This is a genomic window from Brooklawnia propionicigenes (assembly GCF_030297015.1).
Classification (GTDB): domain Bacteria; phylum Actinomycetota; class Actinomycetes; order Propionibacteriales; family Propionibacteriaceae; genus Brooklawnia; species Brooklawnia propionicigenes.
The window spans coordinates 810,688-826,567 of sequence record NZ_AP028056.1; the positions used below are offsets into that span (position 1 = coordinate 810,688).

Below are 15,880 nucleotides of genomic sequence, written 5' to 3' on the forward strand. Positions count from 1 at the left end.
CTTCGACCGGATCAATTCGCGCGGCTAGGGTGGGTAATCATCGCCAACGAAGGGGGGCTGCGTGGTCGACGACCGGTGGGTCGAAGTCACCCCCTCCCAATTCGCCCACGAGGCTGAAGGTCTGCGGGTCATCCGCGACCTGCTGCCCGCCCGCGCGCCCTTCCGCGCCTGGTCGAACTTTGAGTTTCGTGACGACCGTGGCAACTGGTCGGAGGTCGACCTGCTCGTCCTCGCCCCGGACGGACTCCACCTGCTCGAGCTGAAGTACTACTCGGGACGCCTGCGTGGCACCGACCAGCAGTGGTTGCGCGACGGCCACCGCGCCGAGGACTCGCCGCTCATGCTGGCCAACCGCAAGGCGAAGCGGCTGCGTTCGAAGCTGATGACCGCCTTCGACAACTGGGCCCGCAACCAGCCCTTCGACCCACAACGCCCCAGGAGTGCGAACCAGGTCATCCCGTTCGTCCAGGCCGGCGTGTTCCTGCATCACCCTGACTTCGTCTGTGAACTCCCCGAGGCGGCGCGCCTCGACCTGTACGGGCTGCCCGGCGCCACCACGTCTGGCCTGGACCCGATCACCGACGTTCTGGACGCCGTCCCGCGGCCGGGCACGAAGATCTACGAGGGCGCCATCGTCGGCGTCATGAAACTCATCGGTCTGCGCGCCCACGCCCGCGAGGCGGGCCAGTACGTCCTCGACGCGCAGCCGCTCGAGGACGGGCCCGGCTGGCAGGACTGGCTGGCCACCCACAAGCACCTGCGCGACCAGCGCCGGCGCATCCGGTTCCGGGTCGCCCCAGGGGGCTCCACCGAGGACGCCCGCCGCCGGCTGGGCCAGCTCGCTGCGCACGAGCTGCACGTCATGCAGCACCTCACCTACGACGCGATCCTGCGTCCCGAGGACTACGTCGACTCCGAGCTCGGCCCGGGCCTCGTCTACCCCTACGACCCGGGCTGGCAGCGCCTCGACCTGTGGCTGGCCGAGCAGCCGCGCGCCCTCAGCTTCGACACCCAGCTCGCCCTGATCCGCCAGATCGGCGAGGCCCTGCAGTACGCCCACGGCAAGAACGTGGTGCACCGCGGCCTCAACCCGCGGGCGATCCTGGTGCGCACCGATCGCGAGGGCCGCGTCCAGTCGCGGATTGCCGACTGGCAAGGGGTGGGACGCACCGATGAGGCCACCGCCACCGCCACCGCCGCCCGGGGCGTCACCATGCTGGCCGACGCCGACCCGGTCAACCAGTTGGCACTCGACGAGCGCTGGCTGCGGGACGCGTTTACCGCGCCCGAGGGTGTCGCGGTGGGCGGCGCCGACCGACTGCGTCTGGACGTGTTCGGCCTGGGCGCGCTGGCCTTCTATATCGTCACCGGCGGCCGGGCACCGGCCCGAACCCGCGCCGACCTCATCGCCCGGCTGCGCGACCAGGCCGGTCTGGACGTCTCGGTCGAGTTGCCGCAGGCCCCGCCCGCGCTGCGCGAAGCGATCCTGCAGGCCACCTGCCCGCGGGTCAGCGACCGACTGGCCGACGTCGGCGGCTTCCTGACCAAACTGGACGATGCCGAGCCCGCCGCGTCCGACGAGGTCACCGACCCGCTGGACGCCGGCCCGGGCGCCGTCCTGGACGGCCGCTTCACCCTCACCAGCCGGCTGGGTGCCGGCTCGACCGCGGTGGGGCTGCTGGTCCACGACGCCGAACACCCGGACGCGGCCGACCGCGTCCTCAAGGTGGCACTGGACGACTCGGCCGCCCGGCGTCTGCAGGACGAGGCGGACGCCCTGCGGCTGATCGCCCACCCGCGCATCGTCAAGCTGCTGGAGGGCCCACTGAGCGTCGGCGGCCGCAGCGCACTGCTGCTGGAGAGCGCCGGCCGCGAAACCCTCGCCACCCACCTCGGCAACCGCGAACGCCTGCCGCTCGACCTGCTGGAGCGCTGGGGCACCGACCTGCTCGAGGCCCTGGTCGCCCTGGACGCCGCCGGCATCATCCACCGCGACATCAAACCGGCCAACTTGGGCGTCCACAAGGAGGCATCGTCGCGCGCCAAGCACCTCAACCTGTTCGACTTCTCGCTGACGAAGGCGCCGGCCTCCGACACCCAGGCCGGCACCCGGCCCTACCTCGACCCGTTCCTCACCGGCAAGCGCCAGCAGTACGACTCGGCCGCCGAACGCTACGCGACCGCGGTGGTGTTGTTCGAGATGGCGACCGGTCACACCCCGGTCTACGGCGATGCTCTGTCCGACCCTGCGTCCATCACCGACGAGGTCACCCTTGAGCCCGGCGACTTCGATCCGTCGGTTCGGGCCCCGCTGATCGCCTTCTTCACCACCGCCCTCGCCCGGGACGCCGGCGCCCGCCACCACACCGCCGAGCAGCTGCTGCACGAGTGGCGGGCCTGCTTCCCGGACAGCTCGGTCGTCCCCGAGAACGCCGACGCCCTGGCCGAGGCGGCCACCGCCGAGACTCCCCTGACCGGGTCCGGGCTCAGCCCGCGCGCCCTGTCGGCGCTGGAGCAGCTGCGCGTCGCCACGGTTGGCGATCTCGTCCAGGTGGACGCGTGGCGGCTGACCCGCCTGCCCGGACTGACCAGCCCCGCCAAACAAGAGGTGAATGCGCGCGCAAAGCTGTGGCGCGGCAAGTTCGGACGAAAGGGGCGCCGCTGGGCGGTCGAGGCGCGCCGGGCCCAGCTCGACGACCCGTTCCAGTGCGCCGACGTGCTGCTGGCACCGGCCCGCAACGACCGCAACGAACGAGTCGTGAAGGTGGCGACCATGCTGCTCGGGTTGACCGGCAGCGTGAGTGCGAACGCCACCCAGGCGGAGTTGGCCGCCGCCCTTCGTCCGCCGGTCACCCGCGGTCGCATCAGTCAGCTGCTCGCCACCCTGCAGGACCGCTGGGCGGACGACGACGCCGCCCGGTCGCTGCTGGACACCCTCGCCGCCGCGGTCGATCGGCGGCTGGCCGAGTTGGGCGGGGTGGCCACCTTCGACGAGCTGGCCGAGCACCTGCTGACGTTGATGGTCGCGGCTCCCGAGTCGGTGGACGCGCAGGAGACCAGGCTCGCGCAGGGCCTGCTGCGCTGCACCGTCGAGCGCCGGAACGCGGTCGACCGCGCCGAGCAGCTGGCCGGCGACGAGGCCGGCGGCTGGTCACTGCGGCGCCGCGACGGCCAGCCCGTGCTGCTCGCCGCCCGCGCCGACCTGCTGGATGTCGCCGAGGCGCTGGGACGCCGCGCCGACGCGCTGATCGACGAGGCGAACCTCACCGGCACCGACGCGCTCGTCCCAGCCAGCCGGGTGGCCACCGAGCTCGGCCGGTTGCTCACCACCAGCCCCGGCAACCCGCCCGGCTCGTCGGCGGCGCCCGTCGATGGCACTGCGACAAGCGCCGAAACCGCGGGCGGCGGCTTGCGCGACGGGCAGCGCCTGGCCCGGTTGGGCGCCCAGCTGTCCCGCCACGCCGGGGCATCCGCCGCCGGCGAGCTGCACCACCGCGACCTCACGCCGATGGCGGCGCTGCGGCGCGCCATCCCAGCCGTGCTCCCGGGTCAGGCCTACAAGGCCGAGGACTTGCGCGAGCGCGTCGGCGCCCGGTTCCCCGATCTGGCGCCGCTGCCGACCCGCCCCGACCTCGACCCGATCGTCCAGCAGGCGCTCAGCCTGCGCTGGGGCGATGACCGCCGCGCCTACCTGGCCCCGGCGGTCCGCGGCGGTGACACCACCGGCCTGGACTCGCGGCCGAGGACTAACCTGCCGTCCGCGGTCGGCGCGATCGGGCCGGGCGCGGTCGGGCAGCGGCTGGCCGACAGCCGCCGCAGCCGCTCGTTCGTCGCCCTCGGCGTGGGCGCCCTGTATCTGGAGCGCTTCGTGACGCTGCTCCGCACCGACTTCGACGTCGTCGAGGTCGACCTCACCCACACCCTGATGGACGCGCTGCACGCCGCGGCCGCCGCCGTCGGCGTCCCGTGGTCCGAGGTGCTCGGGGCGGACGCCGATGTACCGGGGTCGCGGCCCTATCAGGGGTTGCGGGCACTCGTGCAGCGCTCGCTGCCCGCCGTCCGCCAGGCGATCGAAAGCGCGCTCGCGGACGCAAACGGGCGTCCGGTGGCGCTGGTGGACGCGTCACTGCTGGCCCGCTACGACGCCCTCGACCTGCTGACCGACTGGCTCGACCTGGCCACCGCACGCCCGACCGCCATCTGGCTGGTAGTGCCGCAGTTGCACGGCCGCGTCGGCCCGGTCGTCGACGGCCACCCGCTGCCGCTGACTGCACCCAGCCAGTACGTGTCGGTACCGCCCGAGTGGATCCTGGCCCACCGCAGCACCCCAGCACCCCAGGACGCGGGGGCCCAGGACGCAGCCACCCAGGAGGTCGGCACCCGGGACGCCGCCACTCCCGCCCCGGAAGGAATCCCCAAGTGATCGCCGCCGACGCCCTGGTCGCAGACCTGAAGAAGCAGGTGCTGGCACTGGAGGACGACCTGCGCGACCGCATCACCCTGCCCCAGTTCGACGGCGCGTGGCGTCAGGAGCACGCCGCCGCGCAGGCCGGTGACCGCACCGCCGCCACCTACACCGCGTGGGCCGACGACCGCATCACCCAGGCCGCCGTGTCGTGGGTGCTGACCAGCGTGTTCGTCCGGTTCTGCGAGGACAACGCCCTGCTCGACCCGGTGTGGATCTCCGGGCCACCCGAGCGCCGCCAGGAAGCCCTGGACGCCCAGCTCGCCTTCTTCCGCAGCCACCCCGAGGACACCGACCGCGAGTGGCTCGCCCAGGCGATCGGCCACCTCGCCGCGACGCCCGCGACCGCCGGGCTGGTGGACGACCAGGCGATGCTGCACACCGTCTCACCGTCGGGCCAGGCCGTCACCCGGCTGCTGGAGTTCTGGCGACGCCGCGACGACGCGGGCACGCTCACGCACGACTTCACCGACCCAGGCCTGGACACCCGCTTCCTCGGCGACCTCTACCAGGACCTCTCCGACCACGCCAAGAAGACCTACGCCCTGCTGCAGACCCCCGAGTTCGTCGAGGAGTTCATCCTCGACCGCACCCTCGAACCCGCCCTCAAGGACCGACCGCTCGACGGGTTCAAGCTGATCGACCCAGCCTGCGGATCCGGGCACTTCCTGCTCGGCGCGTTCCGGCGCATCCTCGCGAGATGGGACGCCGAGGCGCCGGCCCTGGGGGTGCGGGACAGGGTGCAGAAGGCGCTGGACGCAGTGTGGGGAGTCGACCTCAACCCGTTCGCCGTGGCGATCGCGGAGTTCCGGCTCACCGTCGCCGCGCTGCAGGCGATCGGAGCCACGTCGCTGGAGCGGGCACCCGGGTTCCGGATCAACGTGTTGGCCGGGGACAGTCTGTGGTTCAGCCACGACCAGGACGCTTTGTTCAACACTCAGGACGACTTCGCCTACTCGACTGAGCACAAGAAGGAGCTTGTCAAGGCACTGACGCGCGGGCAGTACGACGCGGTAGTCGCGAACCCGCCCTACATCACGGTCAAGGACAAGCAACTCAATGCGGGATACCGGGAGCGCTACAACCACCTCAAGGGCAAGTACCAACTCACCGCGCCTTTCATGGAACTACTGTTCAAGCTCGCCAAGAGCGGGGATGGCAGGCAACCTGCGGGATGGGTCGGGCAGATCACATCGAACGCCTTCATGAAGCGCGAGTTCGGCACGCCCATGATCGAGAACCTGCTCGCCCACCTCGACCTGCGGCTCGTCATCGACACCTCGGGCGCCTACATCCCCGGCCACGGCACGCCCACCGTCATCCTCGTGGGCCGCAACCAACCGGTGCAGTTTCCGAGAGTCCGGGCAGTACTCGGGATCCGGGGCGAGCCCGGTCGGCCCGAAGACGCGGCGCGGGGGCTCGTCTGGCGCGCGATCGTGGAGGGCATCGACCAACCGGGCACCGACAACGCGTGGGTCAGCGTGGCCGACCTGAGCCGGAAGGCGCTGAGCAAACACCCGTGGAGCCTCAGCGGCGGCGGTGCGAGCGGCACGCTCAGCACCATCGAAGAGAGCTGGTCCACCAGACTCGGTCCGCAGGCTTGCCGCATTGGGGTGTTCGGGATCATGGGCTCCGACGACGCCATGATGCTGTATCGCGGGGTTCGTGAACGTCATCAGCTAGAAGCATCTGCCACTGCGGAACTGGTCGTCGGCGACGCGATCCGCGACTTTCGGATCAACGCATCGTGGCCAACGTGGTTCCCGTACGACGCGAGTCATGTCTTGAAGCCACTTGAGCAATTCCCCGGCTGGGGTAGGCACTTATGGCGCATGAGAACTGAACTCGGCAACCGAGCGACGTTCTCGAAACGCACGTACTTTGCGGAAGGGCGCCCTTGGTACGAGTGGCACCAATTGCCGCCTGACCACGACGCGCACCCATGGGTAATCACGTTCGCGTTCGTGGCGACGCACAACCACTTCGTGCTCGACCGGGGCGGCAAGGTGTTCAACCGGTCGGCGCCGGTGATCAAGCTGCCGGCGGAGGCGTCCGAGGACGATCACCTGAGGCTGCTCGGTGTCCTGAACTCGTCGACCGCCTGTTTCTGGTTGAAGCAGAACAGCCACAACAAGGGCAGCACGGTTGACCAGAAGGGGGCTCGCCAGACGACCGTGGCGTGGGAGAACTTCTACGAGTTCACTGGCACGACCCTGCAGGACTTCCCGCTCCCGAAGGCCCTCCCGCTGGAGCGCGCCCGCATTCTCGACACCCTTGCCCAGCAACTCACCCGCCACCAAGTCGCAACGCTCATCGAATCCACCACCCCGACCGCTGAACTGCTCCGCGACGCCGAAGCCGCCCAGACGTCCCTCCGAAACCAGATGATCGCCCACCAGGAGGAACTGGACTGGGAGGTGTACGCGTCCTACGGGCTGCTGGATGAGGCGCTCACCTACGACGACGAACCCCCACTAGTGAAGCTTGGCGAGCGCGCGTTCGAGATCGTCCTCGCCCGCAAGATCGCTGCCGGTGAGGATGACACCTCGTGGTTCTCCCGGCACGGGTCCACCCCGATCACCGAGATCCCGACCCATTGGCCGGCCGCCTACCGCGACCTCGTCCAGCGGCGCATCGACGCGATCGGGTCCGTGGATGCGATCCGGCTGCTGGAGGCTCCCGAGTTCAAGCGGCGTTGGGCGTCCGAACCGTTCGACAAGCAGGCCGAGACCGCGCTGCGCGGCTGGCTGCTCGACCGAGTGGAGAACCGGGAGTTGTGGTTCAGTGCGCAGGGCCACCCGACTCCGCAGTCGGTCAGCCAGTTGGCCGACGTGCTCGGCCGGGACGCCGAGTTCCGTGGCGTCGTCGAGTTGTGGCAGCGCCGCCGTGACGTCAACCTCACCGAGGCGCTGACCACGCTGCTCGACCCCGAGGCCGTGCCCTACCTGGCCGCGTTCCGGTTGAAGGATTCGGGGTTGCGCAAGTCCGCCGAGTGGCAGCACACCTGGGCGCTGCAGCGGCGCGAGGATGCCGGCGAGACCCTGGCCATCCCGGTGCCGCCGAAGTACACCAACGCCGACTTCCGCAAGCAGTCGTACTGGTCGGCCCGCGGCAAGCTCGACGTGCCCAAGGAGCGCTTCATCCTCTACCCGGGCGCAGGGCGGGAGACCGACCCGACGCCGCTGCTCGGCTGGGCGGGCTGGGACCACGCCCAGCAGTCCCTCGCTCTGGCCACGATCATCCAGCAACGCCAGGCCGAGGGCGCCGACGACTCGACGCTGGTCCCGCTGGTCGCGGGGATGGCCGAACTGCAACCCTGGGTCGAGCAGTGGCACGCGTCCGTCGACCCGCTGTTCGGCATCAGCCCGGCCGCGTTCTGCGGCGAACAACTCCGGGGCCATTGCCAGGCCCTCGGCGTCACCCTGGACGACTTGGCGCGCTGGCGTCCCGCAGCATCCTCACGCGGGCGCTTGCGTCCCGCGCCACTGACCCGCGGAAGGAGGGCCCGTTCGTGAGTGCCCTGCTGCGTGACATCTTCACCATCCCCGAGACCACCTCGAGCGCCGACTACGTGCTGCGGCTCACCGAGAGCGTCGACGCCGCGCACCTGGACCGCACGCTGGACGACTACGTGGTCACCGACCCGATCGCGCGCGCGTTCGACACCGCGCTGGGGGTCGTCGGCGAGGCGATCGACGCCAACACCAGCAAGGGCGCGTTCCTTACCGGCACGTTCGGATCGGGCAAGAGCCACTTCATGGCGGTGCTGTATGCGCTGCTGCGTCAGCATCCCAAGGCCCGGGCGATCCCCGACCTGACGGCGGTCATTGCCCGCCACGACCCGCACCTGCAGGACCGCAAGGTGCTGCCGCTGACCTTTCACATGCTGGGCGCCACGTCGATGGAACAGGCGCTGTTCGACGGCTACCTGCGTCAGGTGCGCGACCTGCATCCCGACGCCACGCTGCCGCTGCTGCACCAGACCGCGCGGTTGCTGGCCGACGCCGACGCGCTGCGCGGGCGGCTGGGCGACGACGCGTTCTTCGCCGGCCTCAACGAGGGTTCCGGGGCAGCAGACTCGTGGGGCGCGGTGCTCGGCGACGCCGGCACCTGGAACGCCGAAACCTACGAGGCGGCGAAGGCCGCGTCCGCCACCGACCCCCGGCGCGCCGAACTGGTGGCCGCCCTACAGCAGCACTACTTCGGCTCCTATGTCGGCCAGGCCACCCACGTCGGGCTGGACGAGGGCCTGACCGCGATCACCGAGCACGCGCAGTCGCTCGGCTACGACGCGGTCGTGCTGTTCCTGGACGAACTGGTGCTGTGGCTGGCGTTCCGCATCCGTGACCATGAGTTCTTCGGAACCGAGAGCCAGAAGCTCACCAAACTGGTCGAGGGCGGCCAGGGCGGCAGGCCGATTCCGCTGGTGTCGTTCGTCGCCCGCCAGATGGACCTGAAGCGCTGGCTCGCCGACTCCGGGGCCAGCGGGGCCGAGCAGCAGACCCTGGAGCAGTCATTCAACTTCCAGGAGGGGCGGTTCCGCAAGATCACCCTCGGCGACGACAACCTGCCCTACGTCGCCAACAAGCGGCTGCTTACCCCGCGGGACGACGCCGCGGCCGCCCAGATCGACGAGGCGTTCGCGCGGCTGGACCGGCGGGCCGAGTCGTGGGACGTGCTGCTCGACGGCATCAACACCGACGCGTCGCACAAGGGCGCCGACGCCGCCCAGTTCAGGCTCACCTACCCGTTCTCGCCCGCGCTGGTTTCGACCCTGCGGTCGCTGGCCGGGGTGATGCAGCGTGAACGCACCGCGTTGAAGGTCATGCAGCAGATTCTCGTCGACCGCCGCGACACCCTGACCATCGACGACGTCATCCCGGTCGGGGACGCGTTCGACTACCTGGTGACCGGGGCCGCCGGCGACCAGCCGCTGGACGAGGCCTCCGCGGCGCTCTTCCGAGCGGCGAGCACCCTCTACCAGCAGCGCCTGCAGCCGCTGATCCTCAAGGAGTACGGACTCACTGCCGCCGACCTGCTTGATGCCGGGCCGGCGCGTCCACCCGCCCTGGAGGCCGACCTGCGGCTGGCGAAAACCCTGCTGCTCAGCGCGGTGGCGCCCAACGTGCCGGCGCTCAAGGGGCTGACCGCGGGACGACTGGCGTCCCTGAACCACGGGTCGATCCGGTCGCCGCTGCCCAACGGTGAGGCTGCGGTCGTGCTGGCCAAGGTGCGGCAGTGGGCGGCGCAGGTGCCCGAGATCAAGGTCGAGACCGACGCCCGCAACCCGCAGATCTCGCTGCAACTGTCCGACGTCGACTACGAGTCGATCATCGACCGCGCCCGCGGCGAGGACAACACCGGACGCCAACGCGACCTCATCAAGCGGCTGGTCGCCGAGGCGTTCGGGCTGGCCGACCTCGGCGCCCAGGACATGCTCGGCGGCTACACCCACCGGCGGGTGTGGCGCGGCACGGTGCGCGACGTCGGGCTGGTGTTCGGCAACGTCCGCGACGCCGGCTGGCTGACCGACGAGCACTTCCGGGCCCCGCAGGGCACCTGGAAGTTCGTCATCGACCACCCGTTCGACGACCCGGGCCACTCACCGACCGAGGACCACGCCCGCATCGACGCGATGCGCGCGCGTAACTGGGACGAGAACACCATCGTGTGGCTGCCGCGGTTCTTCAGCGACGACCGCATGAAGGACGTCAGCCGCCTCGTGGTGCTCAACTACCTGCTCGAGGGGACCGGCGAACGGTACGCCAGCTACGCCGACCACCTGTCCGAAACCGGGCGGGTGCAGGCGAAGGCGATCCTGCAGTCCCAGCGCGAGGCGCTGCTGCACCGGCTGCGGCAGGCTATTCAGGTGGCCTACGACGTCGAGTCGCCGGTACGCGCCGGCGACGTCGTGAGCGGCGCGGCCCACCCGGACGTGCTGTCGTCGCTGACCCCGACGTTCACCCCGCGGCCACCCGCCGGCGGGACGCTGCGCCAGGGCTTCGAGGCGCTGGTCGACGACGCGTTCGCCAGCAGCTACCCGGGCCACCCGCGCTTCGAACCCGGCGAGGTCGAGGTGCGGCCACGCGACCTGCAGGCTGTCTACGGCTACGTCGAACAGGCGCTGCGTGACAGCGAGGGGCGCGTCCCGCTCGGCGCGGACGCCGTCGTCGTCCGACGGATCGCGAACCCGCTCGGGGTCGGCAAGGCGGCCGAGACGCACTTCCTGATGGGCGACGAGTACTTCGGCACCTGGGGCCCGGAGTTCGAGCGGCGCCTCGGGGCCCGGGACGCCGACGCCCTCGGCCCGGTGACCGTCGGCGAGGTGCGCGGCTGGATCCAGGCGATGGAGCCCGCGCTGGGGTTGACCCGCGAGGTCGCCGACCTGGTGATCCTGGCGTGGGCGGCGCTGCGCCGCCGGGCCTGGTTCTCGCACGGGGCGCCGATCCCGGCGCCGAAGCCGGGCGGGCTGCGCGACGAGATGGAGCTGCGCGTCCAGCCGATGCCGACCCAGCAGACGTGGGAGGTGGCGAGGACGCTGGCCGGCTCGGTGTTCGGGGTGAACGCGTCGGCCTACGTCACCCCCGCCGAGGTCGCGAACCTGGCGTCCGCGGTGCACGGCCGGGCCGTCGAACTCAACCAGCCCGCCCACCGGCTGGCCGGCTCACTGGAGCGGGCGCGGACGAAACTGAGGATGGGTGTTTCCGCTGCTCCGGGCCGCCTGGCGACCGCGCGGGCGACGGCGGAGTTGTGTGACGGACTTCGCGGGCTGCAGGGCCTGCCGCTGATCGAGCGGCTGGCCGCGGCCGGGGCCGGTGCGGCGGCGCTGCCGGAGCCCACGGATGCCGGGCGGTCGCTGAAAAGTGCCGCCGAGGTCGCGGGGCTGCTGGACAGGTTCTCGTGGCAACGGTTCGAGCCGCTGTTCGCCGGGAGGCAGGGCGAGGGCGTCCGGGCAGATGAGGCGGCCGGCATCCTGCGGCGGCTGAGTGAGGCGGTGGACGCCGACGAGTTCAGCGTCCCGATTGCCCCGGCGCTCAAGCGGGCCGAGGACGAACTGTTCGCCTGGTTGGCGCGCGGGGCGAAACCGGACGTACCGGCTGGACCGGATGTTGGTGGGCAGACCCCCGGCGCGACCGAGGCTGACGACGAGCTCGAAACCGGGAGCCAACCCCGGCGGGCGGCGTCCGGCGGGGCGAGGATCAGCCGCGGACGCGGTGCCCGCGACGCCCGTGCTGCCGCCGCCCAACTGGAGGCGTTCGTCGCCGAGCATCCAGACGATGACGTCGTCGTCGAATGGCGGGTCGAATGACCGCGGACGTGATCCCCGGCGCAACCGTGACGCCGGCCGTGGCCCGGGCCATCATCGACCAGGCCCGCGCCAGCCGATACCCGCACGGGGTGCTGGGGCTGCGCGCCAGCCCGGCGGCAACCAGACAGGTCAGCTTCACCCACCGCGATCAGCCGGTTCAGATCGTGCCCGCCGCGTCGGCCCTGGCGGTGCGCGAGGCGATCCGGCAGGCCGAGCCGAGCGGCTGGTTGGTCGTCGTCACCGACCGCAGCGACGACGACCTGGGCCCCGGGCTGCTCGCCCAGTTCGTCTGGCAGCGGCTGCGACACCCCAACCCGTGGCAGGCCGTACAGCAGCGGTTCAGCGCGAACGGCGTCGACGCCAAACTGCTGCAGACCCGGCAGGCCCGCGAGGTCGCCACCGGCCTGCTCGAACTGTCCCCGCCCGACGGCTGGCCGCCCGCCCCGGCCGGCGTCCTCACCCGCGACCACGCGCTAGGCTGCGTCGCGCGAACCGAACTGGGACTGCCCGACGGGCCGGTCGACCTGATCACCGTGCTGCACTGGTCGACCCAGCGTGGCCTGGCGGCGACGATCGCCCGGCTGCGGGCCCGCGCCGGCGAGGCCACGGTCGACGCCGTGCTCGACTGGATCGCCGAAGCCGCCGGCGAGGCGGCCCCGCTGGTCGCCGCCCTGCTGCGAGCCGGGAACCCGAGCGACATCGTCCCGCTGGGGGTGGTGCTCGACTGCCTGCTGCAGTCCCCGACCAGGCAGGACGCCGAGCTCGCGCTGGCCCGGCTCGAACATCGCTGGGGCGACGTGCCGCGTGCTGCGCTGCAGGCCACCGCCCGACTGTCCGGAGTCGTGGTCACCGGCCTGCTGGGTGGCCGGGCGACCGTCGAGAACGCCCGTCAGGTGCTCGTTCGAGCCGACGAGTTGTTGACAGAGGCGCAGGCTCTGCCCTTGGCGGGGGCCTCCCGGTTGCTGCCCTCGGGACTGACCCGACGGCTCAGGGCTCTCGCCGAGACCTTTCGGACGGTGCCCAATGACGACCCGGTCAGGCTGGAGGCGGCGTGGGCGAAGGTGACCGAACACGAGCTCAGCGAGGTCGACCCCCGGGTCGCGCCAGCGCGGGCAGGCGTCCGGTTGGCCCGCTGGCTGCGGACTCCCGACGTTCCGACGGCCACGCTGGCCGAACTGGCCGGCAGGCACCTGGCCGTGGACGCCTGGGTCGACTCGGCGGTCAACGACGCCGAGACCGGGGTCGACGAGCACAGCCTGGCTGCCGCGCTCGAGCACGTGCTGGGGCAGGTGCAGCAACGTCGCGACGACCACGACCTTGTCTTCGCGGCGGCACTTGCCCGGGAAGGCTGCGGTGGACGCGTCCCGGGGCTGCTCGGGCTGGAGGATCTGCTGCCCGAGGTCGTCGTCCCGCTCGCCCGCAAGTATCCGACGCTGCTGCTCGTGTTGGACGGCATGAGTGCCGGGGTCGCCACCGAGATCCTGACCCACGCGACGCTTGAGTTCGATCTGCAGGAGTGCCAGTTGCCGGGAGCCACCGCCCGGACGCCGGCGTTGGCGGTGCTACCCACGGTCACCGAATTCAGCCGGGCGTCCCTGCTCAGCGGACGCCTCACCTCGGGCCAGCAGGACGCCGAACGCGCGGGATTCGAGGCTCTCGCCCAGGCGCACAGTCTTGGCGAGGTGAAGCTGGTCCACAAGAAGGGACTCGACAGCTCGCGGCAGGGTTTCGAACTGGCCGACGACGTGCGGCAGGCGATCTCGGACGTCGACCGGTACAAGCTGGTCGGCTGCGTCCTCAACACCATCGACGACGCCCTCGACCGCACCGATCCGGGCGGCACCGACTGGACCGCCGAGACCGTCAAACACCTCGCCCCGCTGCTGCGGGCGGCGATGTCCGCGGGACGCCTGGTGGTGCTCACCAGCGACCACGGCCACGTGGTGGAGCGGCGGCGCGGCACCCAACGAGGCACCGGCGTGGGAGGACGCTACCGGGCCGCGACCAGCGGGCCGGTCGAGGCCGATGAGGTGCTGGCCAGCGGGCCGCGCGTGCTGACTCCCGATCATCAGGCGGTGCTGGCCGTCAACGAGCGGCTGCGGTACGGGCCACTGAAGGCCGGCTACCACGGCGGTGCGGCGCCCGCGGAGGCCGTAGTGCCGGTCGCGTTGCTGACCCCCTCGACGCTCGTCCACGACCTGGTCGTGGCACCAGTCGCGGAACCGGACTGGTGGGAGACCGCCGGCATCTCCGGTGGCGGTGGGCTAGGTGTGCTCGGCGCCAACGGGCCGGCGTCCGCGCCGTCCGGACGTGTCGCCCGGGTGAAGGCACCCGAGCGGCAACCCGACCTGTTCAGCGAACCCGAACCGGTGCCGGCGGGTGATCAGCCCGGGGTGGGTGCCGCCCTGGTGGCCAGCGCCACCTACCGGGCCCAGAAGTCGCTGGTCGGACGCCTGGGAGTCACCGATGAGGCGATCGCGACCTTGGTCGACGCCTTGGCGTCCGCGACCGACCGGCGACTGCCGGCCGGTCGCGTCGCGCCTGTGCTGGGGGTGAGCGCCAATCGGGTGCCGATGGTGATGAGTCAGGTCGCGAAACTGCTCAACGTCGAGGGCTACCCCGTGGTCTCGACCGACCCCGCCACCCAGGCGGTCACCCTGGACGCCGCGCTGCTCGCCGAGCAGTACGGGGTGTATCAGACTCCATAAGGTCGTCTAAGGGATTTGCATATACGAGCCCACCGTGACGTCGCCCATCGTCCGTGCTCCGGTTCGGGAGTTCGAAGCTCGGCAGAACGGGAACTGACCCATGGCAGAACAGGCGCTCACCGCAGTGCAGGCCGGGGACAAGACGTCCGTTAGCGTGTCAGGCCGTATCGTCCCTTATAAGGAAAATGCTTATACGTCGTGATAGGTTCTTACACATGGACCCGGTGATGAATCCTTTCCGTCCCGGCGCCGGTCGCAGGCCTCCAGTCCTTGCCGGCCGGGAGCGGATTCTGGCCAGCTTCGACGTGGTCCTGAGACGTGCCGAGGAGTTCGGTGAGGGTGACCGGAGCTGGGTCGTCACCGGGCTCCGCGGAGTGGGAAAGACGGTGCTTCTCAACGAACTGATGGGTCAGGCCAACGTTCGAAAGTGGATCGTTGCGAAAGTCGAAGCGTCATCGTCCACCCCCTTACGAAAGATCCTCGCGACAGAGCTGGTCAAGGCGATGCGTACTGCCACGGGCAGGCATCCCAACGGCTCCCACCTCAAACGCGCACTGGGTGTCTTGAAGTCCTTCACGCTGAAGCTGGGGATCGAAGGAATCACGCTCGGCGCCGAGGTTGAGCCGCAGCACGGTGTCGCTGACAGCGGCAGATTCGGCCACGACCTCACAGCTCTCCTTGAAGTGGTCGGTGAAGCTTCACTCGATTTCGGTGTCGGGACGCTCATCCTGGTTGATGAGCTGCAGGAAGCCTCCAGCTCCGACCTCGAAGCAATCAACATGGCCGTCCACGCGCTCGGTCAAGCTGACGTTCCACTTCCAGTGTTCTTCGTAGGTGCCGGCCTCCCGTCACTACCAGCACAGCTCGCTGAAGCAGCCAGCCACGCCGAGCGGCTGTACGTGTACCAGCCGGTCGGACTCCTGGGGTCGGACGACGTGCGCAAGGCCTTGGTAGAGCCCTGTCTCGATCTGGGCGCAACCTGGGAGGAGGACGCACTCAGTGCTGCGCAGCACGTGGCCCGCGGATATCCCTACTTCGTTCAGTCCATTGGCAAGCACGTCTGGGATCTGGCACCCGGTCCTGTCGTTCGCGCCGACGACGTCTTGGCGGGCAGCGCCCTGGCGCGGGAAGAGATCGACGCCGGACTCTACCGATCCAGATGGGAACGGGCCACGGCCGCCCAGCGCAGACTGCTGATCGGCATGGCCCAACTGAGTAGAGAGAACGCCGTCGAGATCGGCGAACTTGCCACTCACTTGAGAAAAGCCCGGACATCAGACCTTTCGGTTGCACGAGGGGAATTGATCAAGAAGGGATTGGTCTACGTCCCTGAAAGGGGCTTGGTCGCATTCACAGTGCCCGGGATGTCGGACTTCGTGCTGAGTCAGGAAGAGTGAT

5 protein-coding genes are annotated in these 15,880 nt (G+C 70.5%); all 5 read left to right on the plus strand.

What is annotated here, in order from left to right; all coding sequences use genetic code 11:
* Nucleotides 1-61: 61 nt before the first annotated feature.
* The 5 genes from pglW (at nt 62) to QUE25_RS03745 (ending at nt 15,879) form a co-directional block, all read left to right on the plus strand.
* A complete protein-coding gene (gene pglW / locus QUE25_RS03725; RefSeq protein WP_286267697.1) occupies nt 62-4,423 on the plus strand; it encodes a BREX system serine/threonine kinase PglW in 4,362 nt (1,453 codons plus the stop codon).
* Nucleotides 4,420-7,980, plus strand: a complete 3,561-nt coding sequence (gene pglX / locus QUE25_RS03730; RefSeq protein WP_286267698.1) for a BREX-2 system adenine-specific DNA-methyltransferase PglX — start codon at nt 4,420-4,422, stop codon at nt 7,978-7,980. The genes pglW and pglX overlap by 4 nt, the downstream gene beginning before the upstream one ends.
* Nucleotides 7,977-11,774, plus strand: coding sequence for a BREX-2 system ATPase PglY family protein (locus tag QUE25_RS03735; RefSeq protein ID WP_286267699.1), 3,798 nt, complete (start codon nt 7,977-7,979; stop codon nt 11,772-11,774). Before pglX ends, QUE25_RS03735 begins: the two co-directional genes overlap by 4 nt.
* The gene (gene pglZ, locus QUE25_RS03740) at nt 11,771-14,482 is read left to right on the plus strand and encodes a BREX-2 system phosphatase PglZ (RefSeq protein ID WP_286267702.1); all 2,712 of its coding nucleotides are present in this window, start codon (nt 11,771-11,773) and stop codon (nt 14,480-14,482) included. Before QUE25_RS03735 ends, pglZ begins: the two co-directional genes overlap by 4 nt.
* Before the next feature lie 215 nt (nt 14,483-14,697).
* Entirely contained in the window at nt 14,698-15,879 is a 1,182-nt protein-coding gene (locus QUE25_RS03745; protein ID WP_286267704.1) for an ATP-binding protein, read from the plus strand.
* Nucleotide 15,880 lies beyond the last annotated feature (1 nt).